Raw genomic sequence first — 23364 nt, forward strand, 5'->3', positions numbered from 1 at the left:
CAGCAATCCTGGCCCAAGTAGTACTCAGGTGACTGCCTATGAATGATTTACAGCTCGATGACTTCAAAACCGACGAAAACGCCGCCATGGTGTTGTTGGTAGACGATCAGGCGATGATCGGCGAGGCGGTGCGTCGCGGGTTGTCGAACGAAGACAATATCGACTTCCACTTCTGCTCCGACCCCCACCAGGCCATCGCCCAGGCGATCCGCATCAAACCGACGGTGATCCTCCAGGATCTGGTGATGCCCGGTCTTGACGGCTTGAGCCTGGTGCGCGAGTACCGCAACCATCCGGCGACCAAGGACATCCCGATCATTGTCCTGTCGACCAAGGAAGACCCGCTGATCAAGAGCGCGGCATTTGCGGCCGGGGCCAATGATTACCTGGTCAAGCTGCCGGACAACATCGAACTGGTGGCGCGCATTCGCTACCACTCGCGCTCCTTCATGACCTTGCTGCAGCGTGACGCGGCGTACCGCGCGTTGCGGGTCAGCCAGCAGCAGTTGCTCGACACCAATCTGGTGCTGCAACGCTTGATGAACTCCGACGGCCTGACCGGGCTGTCGAACCGCCGGCATTTCGACGAATACCTGGAGCTGGAGTGGCGCCGCTCGCTGCGTGACCAGACCCAACTGTCGCTGCTGATGATCGATGTCGACTACTTCAAGTCCTTCAACGACAGCTTCGGCCACCTTGAAGGCGATGAAGCCTTGTGCAAAGTGGCCACGGCGATTCGTGATGCCGGTTCGCGGCCTTCGGACCTGCCGGCCCGTTACGGCGGCGAAGAGTTTGTTCTGGTGCTGCCCAATACTTCGCCGGGCGGCGCGCGACTGGTCGCGGAAAAGCTCCGCCAGACCGTTGCGGCGCTGAAGATCCCGCACATTTTCCCGGCCGAAGGTTCGAGTTTGACCATCAGCATCGGTCTGTCGACCATGACCCCGCAACCGGGCGGCGATTGCCGGCAATTGATCTTGGCGGCGGACAAGGGGCTGTATCTGGCGAAGAACAATGGGCGTAATCAGGTGGGTATCGAATGAACCATCAGGTTCATTCGCCCCTAAAGCCGCCAGGCGGGCTGCCGTGACAGCCTGATTACGTTATACTCGCCGGCTTTCAAAAGTTCGCCAACGAGTGCTGCCCGCCATGGAAATCAACCCGATCCTTAACAGTATCAAGGACCTGTCCGAGCGCTCCGAAACTATTCGGGGGTATCTTTGACTACGATCAAAAGCATGAGCGTCTGACTGAAGTCAATCGCGAGCTTGAAGATCCGAATGTCTGGAACAATCCGACGTACGCTCAGGAGCTGGGCCGCGAGCGGTCCCTGCTGGCTCAGATCGTCGAAACCCTCGACGAAATGCACACAGGCCTGGCCGACGCCAAAGACCTGCTGCTGATGTCCGCCGAAGAAGAAGACCAGGCCGCCGTCGATGACGTTGCTGCCGAAGTCGAGCGTCTGCGCGAGTCCCTGGAAAAACTCGAATTCCGTCGCATGTTCAGCGGTGAGATGGACGCCAACAACGCCTACCTGGACATCCAGGCCGGCTCCGGCGGCACCGAGGCCCAAGACTGGGCCAACATCCTGCTGCGCATGTACCTGCGCTGGGCCGACAAACGCGGTTTCGACGCGACCATCATGGAGCTGTCGGCCGGTGAAGTCGCCGGGATCAAGGGCGCCACCCTCCACATCAAGGGCGAATACGCCTTTGGCTGGTTGCGTACCGAAATCGGCGTGCACCGTCTGGTGCGCAAGAGCCCGTACGACTCCGGTAACCGTCGCCACACCTCGTTCTCGGCCGTGTTCGTGTCGCCGGAAATCGATGACAACATCGAAATCGACATCAACCCGTCGGACCTGCGCATCGACACCTACCGTTCCTCCGGTGCCGGTGGTCAGCACGTAAACACCACCGACTCGGCCGTACGTATCACGCACGTACCGACCAACACCGTGGTCTGCTGCCAGAACGAACGCTCCCAGCACGCCAACAAAGACACCGCGATGAAAATGTTGCGGGCGCGCTTGTACGAGCAGGAAGTGCAGAAACGCAACGCCGCCTCCCAGGCCCTGGAAGACACCAAGTCGGACATCGGCTGGGGTCACCAGATTCGCTCCTACGTGCTCGACCAGTCGCGAATCAAGGATTTGCGTACTAACGTCGAACGCAGTGACTGCGACAAGGTGCTCGACGGCGACATCGACGAATACCTGGTGGCCAGCCTGAAGCAAGGCCTGTAAACCGCCAGTCAAGACCTTAAGTCCCCTGCCACCGGTGGGGGCAACGAACCTGTGATGGAATTTTTAAAGACATGAGCGACCTAGAACTCGACCCGCAAGCCCTGCAACAGGAAGAAAACTCCCTGATCGCCCTGCGCAAGGAAAAGCTGGCTGCCGAGCGCGCCAAGGGCAATGCCTTCCCGAACGACTTCCGCCGCGACAACTACTGCGAAGACTTGCAGAAACAGTACGCGGACAAGACCAAGGAAGAGTTGGCAGAGGCTGCAATCGCGGTCAAGGTTGCCGGTCGTCTCATGCTCAACCGTGGTTCGTTCATGGTGATCCAGGACATGTCCGGGCGCATTCAGGTTTACGTCAACCGTAAAACCCTGTCCGAAGAAACCCTGGCCGCGGTGAAAACCTGGGACCTGGGCGACATCATCGCCGCTGAAGGCACCCTGGCGCGTTCCGGCAAGGGCGACCTGTACGTCGAAATGACCAGCGTGCGCCTGCTGACCAAGTCCCTGCGCCCGTTGCCGGACAAGCACCACGGCCTGTCCGACACCGAGCAGCGCTATCGCCAGCGTTACGTTGACCTGATCGTCAACGAAGACGTGCGCCAGACCTTTCGCGTTCGTTCGCAAGTGATTGCGCACATCCGCAGCTTCCTGATGCAGCGTGACTTCCTGGAAGTCGAAACGCCGATGCTGCAAACCATCCCCGGTGGTGCTGCAGCCAAGCCGTTCGAGACTCACCACAACGCGCTGGACATGGGAATGTTCCTGCGTATTGCGCCGGAGCTGTACCTCAAGCGCCTCGTTGTTGGTGGCTTCGAGAAAGTGTTCGAGATCAACCGCAACTTCCGTAACGAAGGCGTTTCGACGCGTCACAACCCAGAATTCACCATGTTGGAGTTCTACCAGGCTTACGCCGACTACGAAGACAACATGGACCTGACCGAAGAACTGTTCCGCGAGCTGGCTCAGCTGGTTCTGGGCAGCACCGACGTCCCATACGGCGACAAAGTGTTCCACTTCGGCGAACCGTTCGTGCGTCTGTCGGTGTTCGACTCGATCCTCAAGTACAACCCTGAGCTGACCGCTGACGACCTGACCGACATCGACAAGGCCCGCGCAATCGCCAAGAAGGCCGGCGCCAAGGTGCTGGGCTTCGAAGGTCTGGGCAAACTGCAGGTGATGATTTTCGAAGAGCTGGTCGAGCACAAGCTGGAGCAGCCGCACTTCATCACTCAGTACCCGTTCGAAGTGTCGCCGCTGGCCCGTCGTAACGACGAGAACCCGAACGTCACCGACCGTTTCGAACTGTTCATCGGTGGCCGCGAAATCGCCAACGCCTACTCCGAGTTGAACGACGCGGAAGACCAGGCCGAGCGCTTCATGGCGCAGGTGGCCGACAAGGACGCCGGCGATGACGAAGCCATGCACTACGACGCCGACTTCGTTCGCGCGTTGGAGTACGGCATGCCGCCAACGGCTGGTGAAGGTATCGGCATCGACCGTCTGGTGATGCTGCTGACCAACTCCCCGTCGATCCGCGACGTGATCTTGTTCCCGCACATGCGGCCGCAAGCGTAAATGTTTCAACTAAAAAGCCGCCTAAAACAGGCGGCTTTTTATTGCCTGTCTGGTACAAACGTATCAATTGGTTACTTTTGAAGTAAGAGAGGAATACCTGTCGTGAACCGTGCAATTGCTCAAGAGGGTGCAGCGGACGTCGCCACTGCGGTCGCTGAAAGTGTTCAGTACCAGGGCCGCAAGGCCAGCCGACAGGGCAGCGAGCAGCGTCGACAGGACATTCTCGATGCGGCAATGCGCATTGTCGTGCGCGATGGCGTGCGGGCTGTGCGTCATCGCGCGGTGGCTGCCGAGGCCGGTGTGCCGCTGTCGGCTACGACTTACTATTTCAAGGATATCGATGACTTGCTCACCGATACCTTTGCCCAATACGTGGAACGCAGCGCGGCGTTCATGGCCAAGTTGTGGGCCGGCAACGAAGGCTTGCTGCGTGAAATGGTTGCTTATGGCGATGGCAGCCCTGAAGCCCGTTCACAGCTGGCTGACGACATTGCGCGCCTGACCGCTGATTATGTGCAGCGTCAATTACACAACCGTCGCGAACACTTGATGGCCGAGCAGGCGTTCCGTCAGGAAGCTCTGTTGAACCCGCGCCTGGCAATGTTGGTGCGCTCGCATCAGCAGATTCTTCTGCAAGGCACTTGCCATTTCTTCGAGGTGTTGGGTTCGCGCGAGCCACAACAGGATGCCAAAGTGTTGACGGCGATTATCGGACGGATGGAATATCAGGGCCTGCTCAACGCCGCCGAGCCTGTCGCCGAAGCCGAAATGCTCGGCATCCTGACCCGCTACATGCATTTGGTATTGGCGTCGGTGTAACCCTCGCGGCGCAGCTACACCCTGTAGGAGCGAGGCTTGCCCGCGAAAGCGATGTGTCAGTCAACGTAGTTGTTGAATGTTAAACCGCTTTCGCGGGCAAGCCTCGCTCCTACAGGGGAGGCGGTGTTCACTTGAGGTCCGCGTGTGTTCATAGGGAGTGTTGAATGAAAGCCTGGCGTTTCGTTGTGATCGCCTTGTCGTTCCTGCTGCTCAGTGGCTGTCTGGTGACCTTCAAGGAGCCGCTGCCCTCGAGTGAACCCGCGCCCAAAGGGTTGCTCGGCAAATGGACCAGCACCAATGCCTGGGGCGAGCCGCTTAACCTGGAGCTGACGCGCATTGGCGACAACCACTATCAGGCAGTCAGCTACTTCAAGGCTAAACCCAAGGAACGCGAAGCCTACCCCTTCACGGTGACCCGCCATGGTAGTCGCTGGTACCTGTCGGCGAAGGTGCCGGCGCGATTCGGTGGGCACTTCACTATCGCCGGTTTCGAACTCACCGATAAGCATGAGTTGGTGGTCTACAACCTCGACCTCGAGCAAATCAACCAGGCCCTGGGGCAGAAAGTCCTGAGTGGCGAAGGCTTCCAGACCGACGATGGCGACGGCGTGTTGATCAACAACAACCTGGACCAGGTGTTCGCCTACCTCGACGACCCGGCCAATTCCGATGTGTTCATCGAAGCGGTGCGCTACCAGCGCCCGGCCAAAGCCAAATAACCCAGCACGTAACGGTTTTTCTACAGGAGTTTCGGGTGGACGATTACCAGCAGACGATACGCATTTTGTCCGATCGCATTGTGCTGGCGCAGACGCCGATTCGCGTCCTCGATGCGGTCAAGTGGGACGACGGCATCCGCAAGGGTTTCCTCAAGGCCAAGGGCAAGGAAATGCCGGCCGTGGACCGCGACTATTACCTCAGTCGGCCGCTGTCTTTTGACTCCAGCAAAGTGAAACTGGAATTCCAGAACATCGAGCGCGACATCACCCGTCAGCTGGGTCAATTCAACCCGGTCGGCCAGATCATGCGCCGCATGTGCAAGGAATACCGGATGGTGGTGCGCATGCTCGAAGCGCGCGGCACCGAGGATTTCGGGCTGATTTCCCAGGAGTTGTACGGCGCCGCGTCCGACGCGTTCCACGCCGGCGACCCGACCCTGGCCGACCTGGGGCTGATGCTTTCCGATTACCTGAACAACATCGACGGCCGTGGAGATCTGAAGGACGAACCGAAAACCCTCACCGCCAAGGAAGCCGTCAGCCTGCTGCAACATCGGTTGAACAAGGTGTTTGGCGAGGCCGAGGAAACCATTCGGGTGTTCGAGTCCGACGGGATCGTCGCCGATGCGGCGGCCGGCGCCGACTACATCAAGATTCGCGCCGACGCGATGTTCAACGAGCGTGACGTGCGCGCCCTTGAAGTCCACGAAGGATTGGTACACGTCGGGACCACGCTAAATGGTCTGAACCAGCCGATCTGCACCTTCCTCTCCAAAGGCCCGCCCTCGTCGACGGTGACTCAGGAAGGCCTGGCGATTCTGATGGAAATCATCACTTTCGCCTCCTACCCGAGTCGTCTACGCAAACTGACCAACCGCACCCGCGCCATTCATATGGTGGAGGAGGGCGCGGACTTCCTGCAGATCTTCGAGTTCTTCCGCGAGCAGGGTTTCGAAATGGCCGAAAGCTACGGCAACGCCAGTCGGGTTTTCCGCGGCTCGGTGCCGAATGGGCTGCCATTTACCAAAGACTTGTCCTACCTCAAGGGCTTTATCATGGTTTACAACTACATTCAGTTGGCCGTGCGTAAAGGCAAACTCGAGCAGATACCACTGCTGTTTTGTGGCAAGACCACGCTGGAAGACATGCGGACGTTGCGCCAGTTGGTGGATGAAGGACTGGTGGTGGCACCGAAGTATCTTCCGGATCAGTTCCGTGACCTGAACGCGCTGTCGGCGTGGATGTGCTTCTCCAACTTCCTCAATCACCTGAGCCTGGACCGGATCGAAGCGGACTATTCCAATATCCTTTGATACAGATCGTTCCCACGCTCCGCGTGGGAATGCATCCCGTGACGCTCTGCGTCACAGAGGACGCGGAGCGTCCATGGCGGCATTCCCACGCAGAGCGTGGGAACGATCATCAGCTCAACTTTTGCGAGGTTTCACAGGATGAGAATCCTCGGCATTGCCTGCCTTCTTCTGACCTTGAGCGGTTGCAGCTCACTGCTGTTCTACCCCGAGCCCGGCCAGTTGTTCACTCCGGTAAAAGCCAAACTCGAATTCCGCGACGTCACTCTCACCACCGCCGACGGCCTCAAGCTGCACGGCTGGTGGTTGCCGGCGAAAAAAGGTATTGAGGTCAAAGGCACCGTGCTGCATCTGCATGGCAACGGCGGCAATCTACCCTTGCACCTGGGTGGGAGCTGGTGGTTGCCGGCACAGGGTTATCAAGTGCTGCTGGTGGACTATCGCGGTTATGGTTTGTCCGAGGGGGAACCGAGCCTGCCGGCGATCTATCAAGACATCGACGCCGCGTTCAAATGGCTCGACCAGGCACCGGAAGTCAAAGGCAAACCGCTGATACTTCTGGGCCAAAGCCTCGGCGGTTCGATGGCCGTGCATTATCTGGTTCAGCATCCCGAGCGCCAGAAACAACTCAAAGCCATCGTCCTCGACGGCGTGCCTGCCAGTTATCGCAGTATCGGCCGGTTTGCCCTGAGTATTTCCTGGCTGACCTGGCCGTTCCAGGTGCCGTTGTCGTGGCTGGTACCGGACGGCGACAGCGCGATCAATTCCATGGCGCAGCTGGGCGGCGTACCGAAACTGATCTACCACAGCATCGACGATCCGATCGTGCCCCTTTCCAACGGCATCCGTCTGTATCAAGCTGCGCCGCCGCCGCGAGTGCTGCAACTGACCCGTGGAGGTCATGTGCAGACGTTCGCCGACCCGGTCTGGCGCAAAGTCATGCTGCGTTATCTCGAAGACCCGCAACATTTCAACGGTTTGCGCCGACTGGGTGAAGTCCCGAATTACCCGGCGCCGAAAAATTCTGAAGATGAACCACCAGAGAGTCCGCAATGAGTGAAGAACGTAACGCCATCCCGCTGATCATCACCGGTATCTGCAGCATCCTCGGCACTGTCGGGGCCCTGTGGTTCTACGGCTACCTGCACTTCGCCAAACCCGAAGATGCGCTGTTGCTCAGCGACTTCACCCTGCTAAAGACTGTGCCGGGCGAAGACTACAAAGTCTCCCTGGAGCCGGCCCCGCAAGTCGCCCAGTGCATCGATGGCGTGCTGGTGATGTTCGACACCGAACAGAAAGGCCTGAGTGGTGTGTTGGTCAACAACAAGAAAAAAGCCGTGCGCTGCATAGGTCAGGAAACCCCGCAGAAACTTGAGCAATAAAAAACCCTGTAGGAGCGAGCGGTGCGACGATTCGACTTGCCCGCGAAGAACGATAACGCGGTACATCTGAAAGACTGAGTTGCCTTCTTCGCGAGCAAGCTTCGCTCCTACGAAAAACCAAACAGAAAGCCCCGCCTGATCAGATCAGGCGGGGCTTTTGTGTTTCAGCAGACGATGCTTAGTTCGAGCTAATAGCCGAACGCGGGATCACCGGCTGGTTGTCGTTGGAAATGGTCACTTCCACCCGACGGTTCATCGCGCGACCCGAAACGCTGGTGTTCTCGGCCACCGGGTATTCCTTGCCATAACCCTGGGCCACGATGCGCGCTGGATCTACACCCATCTTGATCAAGGCCACCTGCACGGAAGTCGCACGGCGTTCGGACAGCGACTGGTTGTAGTTCGGCGCACCCGTGCTGTCGGTGTAGCCTTCGATAATCACTTTACGGTCCGGGTTTTCCTGAAGGAACTGGGCCAGTTTGTTGATATTCACCAGACCGCTGGATTTCAGCTCGGCCTTGTTGGTGGCGAACAGCACGTCACCGAACGTTACCAGCGTGCCGCGATCGGTCTGCTTGGCGTTCAGGCTGTCCTGCAACTGCTTGATCTGCGCGTCGCGTGCGTCCAGACGGGCCTGGGCCCGTTGCGCAGAGGCATTTTTCAGATTGGCTTCGGCGGTGCGCAGCGCGATGGTCTGCTTCGCCACTTCAACACGTTGATTGGTCAGGTAAGCCAGTTGGTCGACCTTGGCCTGGTTCTCTTTGTCCATGTAAGCCTTGTCGGCCTTGTCCAGGTAATCGCTGGCTTCTTTGGTTTCCAGCGCCGCGACTTTGCTGGATTGCGGGTTGGTTTGCAGGCCGGTGTAGTTGGTACGGGCCTGTTCCAGGTTCGCGTTAGGCGGGGTGGAGCAGGCGGCCAGTGCAACGCTTGCGGCCAGCAGGGCAGGGATCATCAATTGTTTGCGCATCATGGTTTCGTCCTTTTAGTCGAGTAAGAAGTGCGTCGTGCCGCGCCGCTTATTGCACCGTGCGCTGGCTTTCCTGACGCAGTTCCTGAACCCCTTTCTGAGAGTCCTTCACAGCCTGCTCGGCTTTCAGCGCCTGGGCTTTGCGTTCAGCCACTCGAGCGTCCCACTCGGCCTGTTCGGCGAGGGTCTTGGCTTCGTCATACTTCTTGTCGTGCATGGCGATTTCGGCTTGTTTGAGCTTGTCCTGGGCGGACTTCATCTCTACTGCCGCGAATTCGGTACCGCCGGCACTGACGGCACTGTTGACCGCCGATTCCGTCACGGCGAATTGCTCGCTTGGCGGGTTGCCGGCACAACCGGCCAGAACGAGGCTGCTGCCAATTGCCAGTGCAGCCAGTTTCAGGCTACGCAGAGGGGGAAACAAGGATTTGGCAGTTCTGGTTTTCATGGTCTTCAACTCCATTGGAATAACTCCTGAAAAACTTAAAAATCCATCCTGGGCAAGGAGCCGCAACCTTCAATTTCCGGGGGTGTTTTGAAACGGCCGTCCCAGGCGTGGTTAATGGGTGTGACCCGAGGCGTTTTTCAAAAGTTCAGAGAATATGGCCCATTGCCTGAAAAAACTTTGACCGAACGGACACGGCTCTAAACCGGGAATTTTCACTGCGCATAGCTGTATTCCCAGCCCTGTACAGGGCCAGGAATGCACATTTTTTGAGGGGGAAATAGGCGCGGAAATCAGTGTTTCTGTTTGTCGTCAACGGCCGACAAAACGTGCAAATGACGACGGGACAACGCGAGAAAGCGCGGAGTCGGACCGACGTCTTCGTACAGCGGATCACCTTCTTCGTCAGTGGCTACGACTGTTGAGCCCTTCACATACGGGAAGCTCTTTTCGAGCTCTTCAAGCGCGGCGCCGATCAGCTCGCCGAGCAGTTCTTCGGGGTGTCGTTTGGGGTACATCTCGATAATTGCCGCCAGCCGCGCGGCGGACTCCACATCCAGATGAATTGAGTATTCGGTATCGGTCAGCCGACCCTTGGCGTTTTCTTCCCAGTGATGGGCAAGCTCGCGGATTTTCATAATGACCTCATTGCGTACCTGCTCGTGGCAGGCAGTGTCAGTGTCCGGCAAAGCCGGCTGCAGCCGTTGTACGGCTTATTCTTCAGACTAGCTTTAACGCCCAAGGTTTAAAGTCCCTTCGTCGTCTAATGGTGAACGTTGGGGGGGATTGGGTGTATATCCGTTTTTGCGGTAGCGGCGGCTATTGGTTTCGCTTTTACAGCGAGTCACTTGGAAATACGGAATGCCGCCCAACCCCAAGTAACCAAGGGCTCTTGCCCCTTTCGTTCGGTGCCTCGCTTAGGCTCGGCATGCCCGCGCTCCGGTCCTGCTCCGTGGGCCCGCCGCCATCGGCCATCCATGGCCGGGGGCGGCTAACCCGGCATCCATGCCGGGTTGCCCACTGCGCAGAACCGGAACGAAGCCTCTCGATATAGGGCGGTGCCTCAAGGTCAAAAGCTGCAGGCGAGCTAACGCTCGGCCTGTTGAGTGGTGAAGAGCGAAAGCCGTACGCTGATCTGCTTTATGTGGGAGCGAGCCTGCTCGCGAAGCTGTTGATCTTGTCGTTGTCGTTGTCGTTGTCGTTGTCGTTGCTTTGGCTTTGGCTTTGGCTTTTGATTTTGATCTGTTGCCCCTTTCCCAGAGGCCGAACGCAGGCGTTGCGCAGGGGGCACCGCGGCAAGGATGCCGCGGTAGCCGCCCCCGGCCATGGATGGCCGATGGCGGCGGGCCCCCGGAGCAATGCCGGAGTGAGGGCATGCCGAGCCTAGGCGAGGCACCGAATGGCGGGGCAGGAGCCCTTGGTTACTTGGGGTTGGGCGGCATTCCGTATTTCCAAGTGACTCGCTGTAAAAGCCATCCCTTTCAAGGTCTTTTGACCTTGGCGGCCTTGAGCACCCTATCTGTCGACACGTGAGCATTCACTGCCTTGCCTTCCAGCCATTCCTTGGGTTTCGGCACTTTCGGACCTCGTTTGCTTTTGGCGACGGATTTGGGCGGGATGTTTTTAGCCAGCGCCAGCAAGTGCTGAGCCAGCCCTCCTGCGCGGATTGGGATGGCTAAGTGCTCTGGCGGCAAGGCAATCTGCAGGCCCTCGTAACCGCTGCGTACTTGTACCGTCAGGTGGAAGATCGAAGCTTCCCAGTCTTCGGGCTGGGTCTGGCGATGAGCCTGTTCAACGCTGCGCTTAAGCACCGACAAGACGTTGTAAGCCAGCACGGCCGACGCAAACCCCAACAGGGCGGCCTTGGGGTTGCCCAAGGTTTTGATTTCGCTTTCCAGCACCGACTCCAGGCGCTGAAACATTCCTTCAATACTCCAGCGACGACGGTACAAATCGGCGATTTGCTCAGCGCTGATGGTCTCGGGCAAGTTGCTCCAAAACAGCAATGCGGTGTCGCCTGATTCGGTGGGGGTGTGCAGGCTCAATTCGACACGCCGCCACTGGCGCCCACCTTTTACTTCGATGGTTTGCTCGCGCACGCTGCCTGTCGCGACCGCAACAGGCTGCTGCCAGTCGCTTTCCTTAAGCAGGCGTGGATGCTTGCTTTGTTCGCGGATAATGAATGAGGCCCCGGTCTCTTCGCAGGCCTCCATGACCGGGAGCGTGCAGTAAAGTCGATCAGCCATCCACAGCTGGCCCGCGCGGGCCTTTTCCAGCAAGGGCAGCACGCTGACGCGCTCACTCGCGTAAGCATCTTCGCAGGGCTGAAGGTCGACGACCTGGTCCAGATCAGGGTCATAAACCACAACGGAAAAACCAGGCCGGGCGGCACCGCGTTCACGGCGCAAAGCGCCCAGACGTTTTTCGCTGGAAGGCAGGTGGTTGCCGTCAACAACCCGCAGTTGCCAGCCAGGCAAAATGGCCGAGCAGCCCAATTCTTCAATTGTCGGAGCCAGGCGTTGCGCACTGCCGACTACCAACGCACGCAGCAGCGCGGGCTCCGTGCGGCTGACCTTGTCATAAAGCGCAGCCAAGCTGACGGGAAGATCTTCCATCTGCCGCGCCGCGGCATGTAGCGAGGGTCGCAAACCCAGTGAAACGAGGGACATCAGCTCAACGATGGTCGAAAACAAAAGCTCACGCGGATACTGCCGTTGACGATGTTCTTCGAACACCTGATCGACCCACTCGGGCGCAACGGCCTGCTCCAAAACCAATTTGGCCATGACACTGGCCGGTGCTTTTTTCTCGAACCGCGCTACAACCTCTGCCCACATCGTCTCGTTGTCCTGACTGGAGTTTTGGGGGATTTTATCAAAGACCTTGAAAGGGATGGCTGTAAAAGCGAAACCGCCAGCAGCCATCACCGCAGAAACGGATATGTACCCCACCAATCCCCAATCCCCAATCCCCAATCCCCAATCCCAAAACTTTCTCAGGTGAACAGCATTCCCTTCGCCGTCTGCTTGTAAGAACCGCTTTACAGCGGCACTCTCTAACTCAAGAGCATGGCCCCTTAGTCACCCGGATTTTCGCTGGAGAACTGCTGATGACCGATATTGATGCACGCTTGCGCGAGGATGTTCACCTGTTGGGTGAGCTGTTGGGCAACACCATTCGTGAACAGTACGGGGACGGCTTTCTCGACAAGATCGAGCAGATCCGCAAGGGCGCCAAAGCCGACCGTCGCGGTTCGATGGACGCTGAACTGAGCGCCAGCCTCAACCAATTGAGCGAAGAAGAGTTGCTGCCGGTGGCGCGGGCATTCAACCAGTTTCTCAACCTGGCCAATATCGCCGAGCAATATCAGTTGATTCACCGTCGCGAAGAGTCGCAGCCGGCGCCATTCGAAGCGCGAGTGCTGCCGGAATTGCTGGCTCGCCTGCTTGCCGAAGGCCATGGTGCCGAATCCCTGGCCCGGCAACTGGGGCGGCTGGAGATTGAACTGGTCCTCACCGCTCATCCGACCGAAGTGGCGCGCCGCACGCTGATCCAGAAGTACGACGCCATTGCCGCGCAGCTGGCCGCCCAGGACCATCGCGACCTGACCACTGCCGAGCGCGAGCAGATCCACGCGAAGTTGCAGCGCCTGATCGCCGAAGCCTGGCACACCGAAGAAATCCGCCGCACCCGCCCGACGCCCGTCGATGAAGCCAAATGGGGCTTCGCGGTGATCGAGCATTCGCTGTGGCAGGCGATCCCCAATTATTTGCGCAAGGCCGATAAAGCGCTGCATGACGCCACCGGCCTGCATTTGCCGCTGGAAGCGGCACCGATTCGCTTTGCCTCGTGGATGGGCGGCGACCGGGACGGCAACCCGAACGTGACCGCCGCCGTCACCCGTGAAGTCTTGCTGCTGGCGCGTTGGATGGCCGCCGATTTGTACCTGCGTGATGTCGATCACCTGGCGGCCGAGTTGTCGATGCAGCAGGCCAGCGACGATTTGAAGGCCAAGGCCGGGGACAGCGCCGAACCCTATCGCGCGGTCCTTAAACAGTTGCGTGAGCGCCTGCGCGCGACGCGTAACTGGGCTCACGCCTCGTTGACGGCAGCCACGCCAGCAACGGCCGATGTGTTGCAAAACAACCGCGAGCTGCTCGATCCGCTGGAGCTGTGCTACCACTCGCTGCATGAATGCGGCATGGGCGTGATTGCCGATGGGCCGCTGCTCGATTGCTTGCGCCGGGCGGTGACGTTCGGGCTGTTCCTGGTGCGGCTCGATGTGCGACAGGACTCGTCGCGGCATATCGCGGCCATGACTGAAGTCACTGACTACCTCGGCCTCGGTCGTTACGAAGACTGGAGCGAGGAGGAGCGCATCACTTTCCTGATGCGTGAACTGAACAACCGCCGGCCGCTGCTGCCGGCGTATTTCAAACCGTCGGCGGACACCGCCGAGGTGCTGGCGACCTGCCGGGAAATCGCCGCGGCACCGGGCGCATCGCTCGGTTCTTATGTGATCTCCATGGCCGGCGCCGCTTCCGACGTGCTGGCCGTGCAACTGCTGCTCAAAGAAGCTGGCGTGTTGCGGCCGATGCGCGTGGTGCCGTTGTTCGAAACCCTTGCCGACCTCGACAACGCCGGCCCGGTGATCGAAAAGCTGTTGCTGTTGCCGGGTTATCGCGCGCGCCTGCAAGGGCCGCAGGAAGTGATGATCGGCTACTCCGACTCGGCCAAGGACGCCGGCACGACGGCGGCGGCTTGGGCGCAATATCGGGCGCAGGAGCGCTTGGTCGACATCTGCCGCGAGCAGCAAGTGGAGCTGTTGTTGTTTCACGGTCGTGGCGGCACCGTGGGTCGTGGTGGCGGTCCGGCTCACGCGGCGATTCTGTCGCAGCCGCCGGGTTCGGTGGCGGGGCGTTTCCGTACCACCGAGCAAGGGGAAATGATTCGTTTCAAATTCGGTCTACCGGACATCGCCGAGCAGAATCTCAATCTGTACCTGGCAGCGGTATTGGAAGCGACCTTGCTGCCGCCGCCTCCACCGGAGCCTGCCTGGCGCCATTTGATGGACGAGTTGGCTGCGGATGGTGTCAGTGCTTATCGCGCCGTGGTGCGGGAAAACCCGCAGTTCGTTGAGTATTTCCGTCAGTCCACCCCGGAACAGGAACTCGGACGCTTGCCGCTGGGCAGTCGCCCGGCCAAGCGTCGCGCCGGCGGGATTGAAAGCTTGCGGGCGATCCCGTGGATCTTCGGCTGGACCCAGACGCGTCTGATGCTGCCGGCCTGGCTCGGCTGGGAAGCGGCGTTGAGCAAGGCGCTGGAGCGCGGCGAAGGCGAGCTGCTGGGGCAGATGCGCGAGCAGTGGCCGTTCTTCCGCACGCGCATCGATATGCTGGAAATGGTGCTGGCCAAAGCCGATACCGATATCGCCCGGTCCTACGATGAGCGCTTGGTCGAGCCGGATCTGCTCCCTTTGGGTGCGCATTTACGCGACCTATTGTCGCAGGCTTGCTCGGTGGTCCTTGGGTTGACTGGTCAGTCGCAGCTAATGGCACATAGCCCAGCCACGCTTGAATTCATCCGCTTGCGCAACACTTACCTCGACCCTCTTCATCTATTGCAGGCCGAGTTGTTGGCGCGTTCGCGACAACAGGAAGTGGCACAGGACAGCCCGGTAGAACAGGCGCTGCTGGTGTCTGTGGCGGGGATTGCCGCCGGTTTGCGTAATACCGGCTGAGGTTTTCGTCGTGGGGGAAGGCACTCGGCGCGAGCGTCGAGTGCCCGTGGGCGAGGGGTTGAAAAGTGCTGCCAGGCGACAGTTAGTGATGGGGTTGCGACTTGGGGTACCCCGACGAAAGGTCACATCAGGCGCGGGTTTCTCCGACTTTCGGCGGCTTGTGTGGTCTGGGCCTGCTGTGTATCTTGATCAGCCTTTGGCCGTTTGGGCGGTCACGACCCTTTTTTGAGATTGGCCCCACGAGGCGAATCTGACGTTATCCATATAAAAATTGAGGAGCACATCGATGCGCGTCATTCTGCTGGGAGCTCCCGGGGCCGGTAAAGGTACTCAGGCTAAGTTCATCACCGAAAAATTCGGTATCCCGCAAATTTCCACCGGCGACATGCTGCGTGCTGCGGTCAAGGCCGGCACCGAGCTGGGCCTGATCGCCAAGAGCGTCATGGACAGCGGTGGTCTGGTTTCCGATGATCTGATCATCAACCTGGTCAAGGAACGCATCAGCCAGGCTGATTGCGAGAACGGTTTTCTGTTCGACGGTTTCCCGCGCACCATCCCTCAGGCTGAAGCCCTGGTGAAAGCCGGCGTCGAGCTGGATCACGTGGTCGAAATCGCCGTCGACGACGAAGAAATCGTGCAGCGTATCGCCGGGCGTCGTGTTCACGAAGCCAGCGGCCGCGTGTACCACACCGTCTACAACCCGCCGAAAATCGCCGGTAAAGACGACATCACCGGTGAAGCACTGGTGCAGCGCAAGGACGATACCGAAGAAACCGTGCGTCATCGCCTGTCGGTCTACCATTCCCAGACCAAGCCACTGGTAGCGTTCTACCAGAACCTGGCCGCTGATCAGGGCAAGCCGAAGTACAGCCACATCGCTGGCGTCGGCTCCGTTGAAGCGATCACCGGCAAGGTGCTTGAAGCACTGAACTGAAAACTGCTTCATCTTCTACGGCCCGCTTGCGGGCCGTAGTTGTTTATACTGGCGAACTTTTTCTGAACTCTCTTACGGAAACATCGATGAGCACCTTGCTGGCCCTGGACACCGCGACTGAAGCTTGCTCCGTTGCCTTGCTGCATGACGGCAAAGTCACGAGCCATTACGAGGTGATCCCGCGCCTGCATGCGCAGAAGTTGCTGCCGATGATTCAGCAACTGCTGGCGGATGCCGGGACCACTCTGCAAGCGGTCGATGCGATCGCTTTCGGACGTGGTCCGGGTGCGTTCACCGGCGTGCGGATCGCCATCGGCGTGGTGCAGGGCCTGGCGTTTGCGCTGGATCGCCCGGTGCTGCCGGTTTCCAACCTGGCCGTGTTGGCGCAACGGGCGTATCGCGAACACGGCGCGAGCCAGGTCGCGGCCGCCATCGATGCGCGGATGGATGAGGTGTATTGGGGTTGCTACCGCGAAACGGCGGGGGAGATGCGATTGGTCGGCAATGAAGCGGTGTTGCCGCCGGAAGTGGCAGCGTTGCCGGCTGACGCCAGCGGTGAGTGGTTTGGCGCCGGCACTGGCTGGGGTTATGCCGAGCGTATCGCCGTGAGCCTGACCGGGCAGGATGCGGGCATGCTGCCTCACGCTGAAGACCTGCTGACCCTGGCACGTTTTGCCTGGGCGCGCGGCGAAGCGATTGTGGCTGATGAGGCGCAGCCGGTTTATTTGCGCGATAAGGTTGCGACGCCCAAGGCGCGTTAATTCCCAGAGTTCGAGTCGGCCCTTCGCGGGCAAGTCGGATCGCCGCACCGCTCGCTCCCACAGGTTTTGGGTCAACCGCAAAATGTGTGAACGACACAAACCCTGTGGGAGCGAGCGGTGCGGCGATCCGACTTGCCCGCGAAGGCGATCTAAAGGATGTAACCAATCGTCGATTTACACTCCCGCTTTAAAACCTTTTCCATTTTCTGTGTTCTAGTTATCACTCGGCGGTTTGCGAAGTGGGCTATGCGCCACTAAACTGCCATCATTGATACCGGACATGTACTCATGCGTATAGACGGCGTTCCCTCTCAGTCCTATCCCATCAAGCGCAAGCCTCGCAAAGGCCATGTGGCAGAGGACGAGTCCGTCGATATCGACGGCGAGCTGGAAATTCCGTCCGAAGAGCAAATGGCCGCCCGCGCCGCCAAAGCCTCTGCGCAACGTTTGAGTAATCTCCCCGCCCGTCAACAAGACATGATTTATCACCGTGCCATGAGCAACAGTGTCGCGAAGGCCCTGGCCAGCTACCTGAGCACCGCCGGTTTTGTTGATTGGGATTCGGATGTGCTGGGCCTAGACTTGTACATCTGATGCGGCTGCCTTATTACCTGGGCTGTCCGTCCTGGAGTGAAAACGCCTGGCGCGACTACCTGTATCCGCAAGACGCAAAACCCGCCGAATTTCTGAATCTCTATTCCCAAGTGTTCAACGCCGTGGAAGGCAATACGACTTTCTACGCGAGCCCGGCTGCGACCACCGTGCAGCGTTGGGCCGAGACCATGCCCGAACAGTTTCGCTTCACGGCCAAGTTTCCCGGTGACATCAGCCACAGCGGTGACCTGCGCGAACAATTGACCGCCGCCGACACCTTCCTGCAATTGCTCAGCCCCCTTGGTGATCGGGTTTCACCGCTGTGGCTGCAACTGTCCAAAAGCTTTACCCCTCAGCGACTGTCAGAGCTTGCCGGTTTTATCGACGCTGTGGACCGGCCTTTGGCGGTTGAAGTGCGGCATGACGAATTCTTCGCCAAGGGCGATGCCGAGAGAAGGCTCAATCGCCTGCTGCTCGATCGCGGTGTCGAGCGTATCTGCCTTGATCCCCGAGCGCTGTTCAGCTGCACATCGACCGATCCCTCGGTACTTCACGCCCAATCGAAAAAGCCCAGAGTGCCAACCCGTCCGGCAGCATTCACGCAATGTCCGCAGGTGCGCTTCATCGGCCATCCGCAGCTTGAGGCCAACGACCCGTTCCTGGTGCCGTGGGTCGAGAAAATCGCCGTGTGGATCGAAGAGGGCCGCACGCCTTATATCTTCCTGCACACCGCCGACAATCTACTGGCCGCCAAACTGGCGCAACGTTTTCACGTAAAACTGATGCTGCGTTTGCCTGGCCTGCCGCCGCTGCCTGAGCTATACAGAGAACCCGCTGCCGAGCAACTTGGCCTGCTCTGAAGCGGTTTCCTTGCCTTTTTCAGGAGCCTGCCAATGGATACGCAAACCCTTCGAGCCCAAGCGTTCAAAGCACTGCACGAACGCGAGGGCGCTTTTGTCATTCCCAACCCGTGGGACGCTGGCTCGGCGAAAATGCTCGCCAGCCTTGGTTTCGAAGCGCTGGCGACCACCAGTGCCGGTTACGCCTTTTCCAACGCCCGCCCCGATGGCGCGTTGACGCTGGACGACACCCTGGCAAACGTTCGGGCGATTGTCGCGGCAACTGATCTGCCAGTCGCCGTCGATCTGGAAAACGGCTTCGCCGACGATCCAGCCGAATGCGCACAGAGTATTTTGCGTGCAGCAGAGGCTGGTGCGGTCGGCGGCTCGATCGAAGATGCCACGGGTCGTGAAGAAGCGCCGATTTACTGCTTCGAACATGCCGTTGCACGTATCGAGGCTGCCGTGGCGGCAGCTCGCAGCTTGCCATTCCCCTTCGTGCTGACAGCCCGGGCCGAAAACTTTCTGCACGGCAATCCTGATCTCGCCGATACCATTCGCCGTTTGCAGGCATTTGCCGAGGCGGGTGCCGACGTACTTTATGCACCGGGTCTGCGCAGTGCTGAGGACGTTTTGGCGGTGGTCCGCGCCGTGGCGCCGAAACCGGTCAATGTGTTGATGTCTGGCGGGCTGAAATTGACGGTCGAGCAGTTGAGCGAAATGGGCGTCAAACGCATCAGCGTCGGATCGGCGCTGGCCCTGGCAGCGTATGGCGAGTTTTTCCGCGCTGCCGAAGAGATCAAGACGTCGGGCACGTTCGGGTTCACGTCGCGATCCATGCCGTTCGCTCAGGCCAATCATTTGTTCAAAGGCTGACGATGCGGTTTCGGTGGTGGCTGCTGTCTATGCTGTTGATCATGGGGGCGGCAGCCGTGAGCGTCTGGCGCGGCTGGATCTCTCTGCCACCCCAGTGGAATCCTTGGGCGCCGCTGGACGTGAAGGCCGCGCCCAATTTTCTGACCCGCTACAAACTGATGCGCCTGCGCGATGATCCGCAGTTGTGCGATCAAGCCCTGAGCAGCTCCGGATTGCGCGTGACCCGTCAGGCGGACAGCCCCGACGCGACATGCCCGTTGATCAACACGTTGCGTGTGCAAGGCGGCGAGGTGGCCCTGAGCAGCAGTTTCCTCGCCAGTTGTCGCCTGGCGGTGTCGTTCGCCCTGTTCGAACATCACGCCCTGCAACCGGCGGCACAGGCGATCTATGGGCAAGCGGTTACGCGTGTCGACCATCTCGGCAGCTTTGCCTGCCGCAACGTCTACAGCAGCGAAAACGGCAGACGCAGCCAGCATGCCAGCGCCAACGCGCTGGATATCGCCGGGTTTCGGTTGGCCGATGGCCGATCCATCAACGTGCTCAAGGATTGGCCGAAGGATAATCAGGACGCACAGTTTTTACGCCAGGTCCGCGATGGCGCCTGCGACATGTTCAGTGTGGTATTGAGCCCGGATTACAACGCCGCCCATCGCAATCACTTTCATGTGGATGTCGGGCCGTGGTGGGTGTGTCGCTGAAGGCCTGTTATTGAACGTCAGGCGGCGATGCGCAGATTCTGCAGGACGATCGGGCGAGCCCAGCCGTTGTCGAAATCGAGTTGCTTCTGTTGCTCCACCCGCTCTTCGGGCGAGAACGGCGGGAATGGCTTGTCCAGCAGATCGAGTTCGAATTCGGCGATCGGCAGGTGCAGCGGACGCGGTTGCGGTGCGGCGACAGGCGCTGGCAGCGGTTGACCGGCCTTGAGCACGATCGGGCGGACCCAAGCGCTTTCGAAGTCCTGTTGCTTCTGTTGATCGACGATTTCTTGTGCCGGGAACGGTGGGAACGGTTTGTCGGCCAGGTCCATGTCGAACTCGGCAATCGGCAGGAACAGTGGCTCCGGCGGGCGGACCTCGGTTTCTTTCACATCGCATTCGCGCTGGGAAATGATGTGTGCGTAGAGCTCGCTGCCGACGGTCGGCTCGACCGGGCTCTCGAGATCAACCGGCGGGAAAGTCCCGCATGCAGGCACCACATCGCTCGACTGTTCGGCCAGGGCCTGGGCAAAAAAATCTTGCCACAGGTGACTGACGCCGCTCAGTGCTTGGGAGTTTCGTAGACCAAAATCGCCGTGGCGCGAGATGTAGCCTACGGATGTGGTTTGAATGTCTGACATTTCTCTCGGTCGACGCTCAGCTCTGGCAAAATGCTCGATAGTTTTGTTATCGGCCGTTTTTGCCGATCATTAATTTTTTGAGCACCTTTTCCCATGATTGAGCAACCTGCGGCCTGCCGCATCCATGTCGAGGCCCTGGCCGAGACTTATCAGCCACAGGCCGAACAATGGGCCGAGCGCCTGGGCTTGCCCATGCAGGTGGATGACGGTGAGTTTGCCTTGCAGGTCGGCGACCTGGGGTTGCAGCTGCAACAACTGGGCCCGGACGCTCCGGGGCCGGTGCGGGTGGACTTCGTCGAGGGCGGTGCGGCCCATCGCCGCTTGTACGGCGGCGGTAGCGGTCAGATGATCGCCAAGGCTGTCGGGGTTGCCCAAGGCGTGCGTCCGCGCGTGCTGGATGCCACGGCGGGGTTGGGCAAAGATGCGTTCGTGCTGGCGAGCCTGGGCTGCGAGATGAGCCTGATCGAGCGTCAGCCGCTGATTGGCGCTTTGCTTGAAGATGGCCTGGCGCGCGGCGCGGAAGACTTTGATGTGGCGCCGATCGTGGCGCGGATGCGCTTGCTCAAGGGCAATTCGATCGAGGTGATGCGCAATTGGGAAGGCGAGCCGCCGCAGGTGATCTACCTCGACCCGATGTTTCCCCATCGTGAGAAAACTGCCTTGGTGAAGAAGGAAATGCGCCTGTTCCGGCCGCTGGTCGGCGATGATCCGGATGCCCCTGCATTGCTCGAAGCCGCGTTGGCCCTGGCCAGCCACCGGGTGGTTGTCAAGCGCCCGCGCAAGGCGCCGTGCATTGAAGGGCCGAAGCCGAGCCATGCGCTGGATGGTAAATCCAGTCGGTATGACATTTATCCGAAGAAGGCGTTGAAGCCTTAAGACCGCGTAGACCCATTCGCGGGCAAGCCTCGCTCCTACGGGTTAGTGGAGATCCTGTAAGAGCGTGGCTTGCCCGCGAAGGCGCCGGACCAGACACCCACTATCTATCAGGCTTGCTCAGGCCGATACGCTCGCATAAACAACCCCACCACTTCCTGCACATGGCTCTCGGCCGCCTCCCCGGTCAACGGCTCGCCGCAGCCATAAAGCAGCCTGAAATTCCCCGCACCCTTTAGCAGGCAGAAGAAATGCTCGGCCGCATTGCGCGGTTTGTCGATGCTCAAGGCGCCGCTCTGATCAACCTTGATCAGCAGCCGCTCCATGCCATGCAGCATGCGCTCGGGGCCGGCCTCGAAGAAGATCAGCGAGAGTTTCGGATCCTGGCTACCCAGCGTCATCATCAGCCGGTGCAGGTTGACTGATTCGTCGCTGTTGATCAGCTGATGAAAGCCGCGCGCGATGTTCAACAACACCGTTTCTACGGCAGTGCCGTCCGGTAACTCGAAAAACAGTGTCGGCAACTGCTCTTCGCACTTGGCCATCACGGCGGCGGAGAACAGTGTCTCCTTGTCGTTGAAATGGCTGTAGACCGTCAGCTTCGACACACCGGCCTCGGCCGCCACGGCGTCCATGCTGGTATTCGCATAACCCTTGCTCAGAAACAGAATTTTCGCCGCATCGAGGATCGCTTGGCGCTTGGCCAAATCCTTGGGGCGGCCTGGGCCGTTGGGTGCTGAAAGATTGTTAGGCATATGCGCTTTTATTACTGGACTGGTGAGTTTGCTATTAATAACATACCGCTCAGTATAATTATTCCAAGCACCATTAGCGAAAGGTCCTTCACCATGTTCCGCTATGCCTTGCCCCTCGCGTTGCCAGTCAGTCTGGCGTTTTTATTGTCTGCGTGTGGTCACGAAGAGGCGCCCCAAGTCACCGTTCGCCCGGCCATGGTCGTGCAGCCAGAGCCTTCGGTCCAGGCGATGGAAAGTTTTCCCGGTGAAGTGCGCGCACGGTATGAGCCGGACCTGGCGTTTCGCATCGGCGGCAAAGTCAGTCGACGACTGGTCGAAGAGGGACAGCGGGTCAAGGCCGACCAACCGTTGGCGGAGCTCGATCCTCAGGATGTACGCCTGCAACTGGAAGCCACCCGCGCCCAGGTCGCCGCTGCCGAGGCCAATCTGAGCCTGGTGCGTGCTGAGCGTGATCGCTACAAGACCCTGATGGACCGTCAGATGGTCAGCCGTTCGCAGTACGACAATTCTGAAAACCTTTACCGATCCGGTGAAGCACGCCTCAAGCAAATCAAAGCCGAATTCAACGTCTCGACCAATCAGGCCAGTTACGCTGTGCTGCGTGCGCCTCAGGATGGCGTGGTGGCCAAACGTGCGGTCGAAGTCGGGCAAGTCGTGGCGGCCGGGCAAACGGTGTTTACCCTCGCCACCGAGGGTGAGCGCGAAGTGTCGATCAGCCTGCCGGAACAAAGTTTCGGCCGTTTCAAGGTCGGTCAGCCGGTGTCGGTAGAACTCTGGACCCAACCGGACCAACGTTTCGCCGGGCGCATCCGTGAACTGTCGCCTGCTGCCGATCCAAAATCGCGCACCTTTGCCGCCCGCATTGCTTTCACCGCCGGCAAGGTCTCCGCAGAGCTTGGCCAAAGCGCCCGAGTGTTCATCCAGACCGCCGATGTGGTGTCGCTGTCGGTGCCGCTGTCGGCCGTCACCGCGGAAAACGGTGCCACCTACGTCTGGGTGGTTGGCGCCAACAACACCTTGAAAAAAGCCCCGGTCCGGGTTGGTGCCTTCGGCGAGAAAACCGTGCCGGTGCTCGAAGGCCTGAACGCCAGCGATTGGGTGGTGGCTGCGGGTGTTCATGTGCTTCATGACGGGCAGCAAGTGCGCCCGGTGGATCGTTCCAACCGCGTGGTCAATCTGGCGGACAAGGAGTAATCCC

General features: G+C 59.6%; 23 protein-coding genes. 17 read left to right on the forward strand and 6 right to left on the reverse strand.

The window, feature by feature from the left end:
- Nucleotides 1-38: 38 nt before the first annotated feature.
- From ACYZT0_RS02050 to ACYZT0_RS02085, 8 genes are all read left to right on the forward strand, one after another.
- Nucleotides 39-1040, forward strand: coding sequence for a diguanylate cyclase domain-containing protein (locus ACYZT0_RS02050; protein ID WP_462044423.1), 1002 nt, complete (start codon nt 39-41; stop codon nt 1038-1040).
- A gap of 106 nt (nt 1041-1146) precedes the next feature.
- Nucleotides 1147-2242 (forward strand): peptide chain release factor 2 gene (prfB, locus tag ACYZT0_RS02055; protein ID WP_462044424.1). Its coding sequence is split into 2 segments (ribosomal slippage): nt 1147-1218 and nt 1220-2242, totalling 1095 coding nucleotides; the frame shifts between segments, so codons are not numbered across the junction.
- A 71-nt stretch (nt 2243-2313) separates the two neighbouring features.
- On the forward strand, nt 2314-3816 hold the full coding sequence (lysS, locus tag ACYZT0_RS02060; protein ID WP_462044425.1) for a lysine--tRNA ligase: 1503 nt from the start codon (nt 2314-2316) through the stop codon (nt 3814-3816).
- A gap of 114 nt (nt 3817-3930) precedes the next feature.
- The gene (locus tag ACYZT0_RS02065; RefSeq protein ID WP_462046489.1) at nt 3931-4635 is read left to right on the forward strand and encodes a TetR/AcrR family transcriptional regulator; all 705 of its coding nucleotides are present in this window, start codon (nt 3931-3933) and stop codon (nt 4633-4635) included.
- 164 nt (nt 4636-4799) lie between these two features.
- Nucleotides 4800-5354, forward strand: coding sequence for a hypothetical protein (locus tag ACYZT0_RS02070; protein ID WP_462044426.1), 555 nt, complete (start codon nt 4800-4802; stop codon nt 5352-5354).
- 35 nt (nt 5355-5389) lie between these two features.
- Entirely contained in the window at nt 5390-6667 is a 1278-nt protein-coding gene (locus ACYZT0_RS02075; RefSeq protein WP_462044427.1) for a flavohemoglobin expression-modulating QEGLA motif protein, read from the forward strand.
- A gap of 138 nt (nt 6668-6805) precedes the next feature.
- Nucleotides 6806-7720, forward strand: a complete 915-nt coding sequence (locus ACYZT0_RS02080; RefSeq protein ID WP_462044428.1) for an alpha/beta hydrolase — start codon at nt 6806-6808, stop codon at nt 7718-7720.
- Entirely contained in the window at nt 7717-8046 is a 330-nt protein-coding gene (locus ACYZT0_RS02085; protein WP_462044429.1) for a hypothetical protein, read from the forward strand. Before ACYZT0_RS02080 ends, ACYZT0_RS02085 begins: the two co-directional genes overlap by 4 nt.
- A gap of 178 nt (nt 8047-8224) precedes the next feature.
- Here ACYZT0_RS02085 and ACYZT0_RS02090 read toward each other — a convergent pair whose 3' ends face one another.
- The 4 genes from ACYZT0_RS02090 to ACYZT0_RS02105 all read right to left on the reverse strand — a co-directional run bounded on the left by ACYZT0_RS02090 (nt 8225) and on the right by ACYZT0_RS02105 (nt 12244).
- Complete coding sequence (locus ACYZT0_RS02090) at nt 8225-9013, reverse strand: OmpA family protein (protein ID WP_462046490.1); 789 nt, start codon at nt 9011-9013, stop codon at nt 8225-8227.
- A gap of 49 nt (nt 9014-9062) precedes the next feature.
- Complete coding sequence (locus ACYZT0_RS02095) at nt 9063-9476, reverse strand: DUF4398 domain-containing protein (RefSeq protein ID WP_462044430.1); 414 nt, start codon at nt 9474-9476, stop codon at nt 9063-9065.
- Between the two features lie 275 nt (nt 9477-9751).
- Entirely contained in the window at nt 9752-10096 is a 345-nt protein-coding gene (locus tag ACYZT0_RS02100; protein ID WP_462044431.1) for a pilin assembly protein, read from the reverse strand.
- An 843-nt stretch (nt 10097-10939) separates the two neighbouring features.
- Nucleotides 10940-12244 (reverse strand): IS4 family transposase, encoded by a 1305-nt coding sequence (locus ACYZT0_RS02105; protein ID WP_462046491.1) that lies wholly within the window; start codon nt 12242-12244, stop codon nt 10940-10942.
- A gap of 323 nt (nt 12245-12567) precedes the next feature.
- Here ACYZT0_RS02105 and ppc point away from each other — a divergent pair, with 323 nt between their 5' ends.
- The 7 genes from ppc (at nt 12568) to ACYZT0_RS02140 (ending at nt 19900) form a co-directional block, all read left to right on the forward strand.
- On the forward strand, nt 12568-15198 hold the full coding sequence (gene ppc, locus ACYZT0_RS02110) for a phosphoenolpyruvate carboxylase (RefSeq protein ID WP_462044432.1): 2631 nt from the start codon (nt 12568-12570) through the stop codon (nt 15196-15198).
- A gap of 286 nt (nt 15199-15484) precedes the next feature.
- Nucleotides 15485-16132 carry an adenylate kinase gene (gene adk / locus ACYZT0_RS02115; protein WP_461965824.1) on the forward strand — a complete coding sequence of 216 codons (648 nt, stop codon included), beginning with the start codon at nt 15485-15487 and terminating at the stop codon, nt 16130-16132.
- Nucleotides 16133-16218: 86 nt separating this feature from the next.
- Nucleotides 16219-16893, forward strand: coding sequence for a tRNA (adenosine(37)-N6)-threonylcarbamoyltransferase complex dimerization subunit type 1 TsaB (gene tsaB, locus ACYZT0_RS02120; RefSeq protein WP_462044433.1), 675 nt, complete (start codon nt 16219-16221; stop codon nt 16891-16893).
- 288 nt (nt 16894-17181) lie between these two features.
- On the forward strand, nt 17182-17487 hold the full coding sequence (locus ACYZT0_RS02125) for a hypothetical protein (protein ID WP_462044434.1): 306 nt from the start codon (nt 17182-17184) through the stop codon (nt 17485-17487).
- Complete coding sequence (locus ACYZT0_RS02130; protein WP_462044435.1) at nt 17487-18347, forward strand: DUF72 domain-containing protein; 861 nt, start codon at nt 17487-17489, stop codon at nt 18345-18347. The genes ACYZT0_RS02125 and ACYZT0_RS02130 overlap by 1 nt, the downstream gene beginning before the upstream one ends.
- Before the next feature lie 33 nt (nt 18348-18380).
- The gene (locus ACYZT0_RS02135) at nt 18381-19202 is read left to right on the forward strand and encodes an isocitrate lyase/PEP mutase family protein (RefSeq protein ID WP_462044436.1); all 822 of its coding nucleotides are present in this window, start codon (nt 18381-18383) and stop codon (nt 19200-19202) included.
- Nucleotides 19203-19204: 2 nt separating this feature from the next.
- Nucleotides 19205-19900, forward strand: coding sequence for an extensin-like domain-containing protein (locus ACYZT0_RS02140; RefSeq protein ID WP_462044437.1), 696 nt, complete (start codon nt 19205-19207; stop codon nt 19898-19900).
- Nucleotides 19901-19917: 17 nt separating this feature from the next.
- Here the strand turns inward: ACYZT0_RS02140 and ACYZT0_RS02145 are convergent, their stop codons facing one another.
- Complete coding sequence (locus ACYZT0_RS02145) at nt 19918-20538, reverse strand: energy transducer TonB (RefSeq protein ID WP_462044438.1); 621 nt, start codon at nt 20536-20538, stop codon at nt 19918-19920.
- A gap of 93 nt (nt 20539-20631) precedes the next feature.
- Between ACYZT0_RS02145 and ACYZT0_RS02150 the strand changes: the two genes are divergently transcribed.
- Nucleotides 20632-21414: a class I SAM-dependent methyltransferase gene (locus tag ACYZT0_RS02150; protein ID WP_462044439.1), complete on the forward strand. Its 783-nt coding sequence runs from the start codon at nt 20632-20634 to the stop codon at nt 21412-21414.
- A 107-nt stretch (nt 21415-21521) separates the two neighbouring features.
- Here ACYZT0_RS02150 and ACYZT0_RS02155 read toward each other — a convergent pair whose 3' ends face one another.
- Nucleotides 21522-22166 carry a TetR/AcrR family transcriptional regulator gene (locus ACYZT0_RS02155; RefSeq protein ID WP_462044440.1) on the reverse strand — a complete coding sequence of 215 codons (645 nt, stop codon included), beginning with the start codon at nt 22164-22166 and terminating at the stop codon, nt 21522-21524.
- Nucleotides 22167-22259: 93 nt separating this feature from the next.
- Between ACYZT0_RS02155 and ACYZT0_RS02160 the strand changes: the two genes are divergently transcribed.
- Nucleotides 22260-23360 (forward strand): efflux RND transporter periplasmic adaptor subunit, encoded by a 1101-nt coding sequence (locus tag ACYZT0_RS02160; protein ID WP_462044441.1) that lies wholly within the window; start codon nt 22260-22262, stop codon nt 23358-23360.
- Nucleotides 23361-23364 lie beyond the last annotated feature (4 nt).

It is taken from the genome of Pseudomonas sp. ZS1P83, assembly GCF_054897825.1.

Bases quoted from the DNA above. Each gene is read 5' to 3' on its own strand.
- ACYZT0_RS02050 (WP_462044423.1), top strand. From the start codon at position 39: ATGAATGATTTACAGCTCGATGACTTCAAAACCGACGAAAACGCCGCC.
- lysS (WP_462044425.1), top strand. From the start codon at position 2,314: ATGAGCGACCTAGAACTCGACCCGCAAGCCCTGCAACAGGAAGAAAAC.
- ACYZT0_RS02070 (WP_462044426.1), top strand. From the start codon at position 4,800: ATGAAAGCCTGGCGTTTCGTTGTGATCGCCTTGTCGTTCCTGCTGCTC.
- ACYZT0_RS02080 (WP_462044428.1), top strand. From the start codon at position 6,806: ATGAGAATCCTCGGCATTGCCTGCCTTCTTCTGACCTTGAGCGGTTGC.
- ACYZT0_RS02085 (WP_462044429.1), top strand. From the start codon at position 7,717: ATGAGTGAAGAACGTAACGCCATCCCGCTGATCATCACCGGTATCTGC.
- ACYZT0_RS02090 (WP_462046490.1), bottom strand. From the start codon at position 9,013: ATGCGCAAACAATTGATGATCCCTGCCCTGCTGGCCGCAAGCGTTGCA.
- ACYZT0_RS02095 (WP_462044430.1), bottom strand. From the start codon at position 9,476: ATGGAGTTGAAGACCATGAAAACCAGAACTGCCAAATCCTTGTTTCCC.
- ACYZT0_RS02100 (WP_462044431.1), bottom strand. From the start codon at position 10,096: ATGAAAATCCGCGAGCTTGCCCATCACTGGGAAGAAAACGCCAAGGGT.
- ACYZT0_RS02105 (WP_462046491.1), bottom strand. From the start codon at position 12,244: ATGGCCAAATTGGTTTTGGAGCAGGCCGTTGCGCCCGAGTGGGTCGAT.
- ppc (WP_462044432.1), top strand. From the start codon at position 12,568: ATGACCGATATTGATGCACGCTTGCGCGAGGATGTTCACCTGTTGGGT.
- adk (WP_461965824.1), top strand. From the start codon at position 15,485: ATGCGCGTCATTCTGCTGGGAGCTCCCGGGGCCGGTAAAGGTACTCAG.
- tsaB (WP_462044433.1), top strand. From the start codon at position 16,219: ATGAGCACCTTGCTGGCCCTGGACACCGCGACTGAAGCTTGCTCCGTT.
- ACYZT0_RS02125 (WP_462044434.1), top strand. From the start codon at position 17,182: ATGCGTATAGACGGCGTTCCCTCTCAGTCCTATCCCATCAAGCGCAAG.
- ACYZT0_RS02130 (WP_462044435.1), top strand. From the start codon at position 17,487: ATGCGGCTGCCTTATTACCTGGGCTGTCCGTCCTGGAGTGAAAACGCC.
- ACYZT0_RS02135 (WP_462044436.1), top strand. From the start codon at position 18,381: ATGGATACGCAAACCCTTCGAGCCCAAGCGTTCAAAGCACTGCACGAA.
- ACYZT0_RS02140 (WP_462044437.1), top strand. From the start codon at position 19,205: ATGCGGTTTCGGTGGTGGCTGCTGTCTATGCTGTTGATCATGGGGGCG.
- ACYZT0_RS02145 (WP_462044438.1), bottom strand. From the start codon at position 20,538: ATGTCAGACATTCAAACCACATCCGTAGGCTACATCTCGCGCCACGGC.
- ACYZT0_RS02150 (WP_462044439.1), top strand. From the start codon at position 20,632: ATGATTGAGCAACCTGCGGCCTGCCGCATCCATGTCGAGGCCCTGGCC.
- ACYZT0_RS02155 (WP_462044440.1), bottom strand. From the start codon at position 22,166: ATGCCTAACAATCTTTCAGCACCCAACGGCCCAGGCCGCCCCAAGGAT.
- ACYZT0_RS02160 (WP_462044441.1), top strand. From the start codon at position 22,260: ATGTTCCGCTATGCCTTGCCCCTCGCGTTGCCAGTCAGTCTGGCGTTT.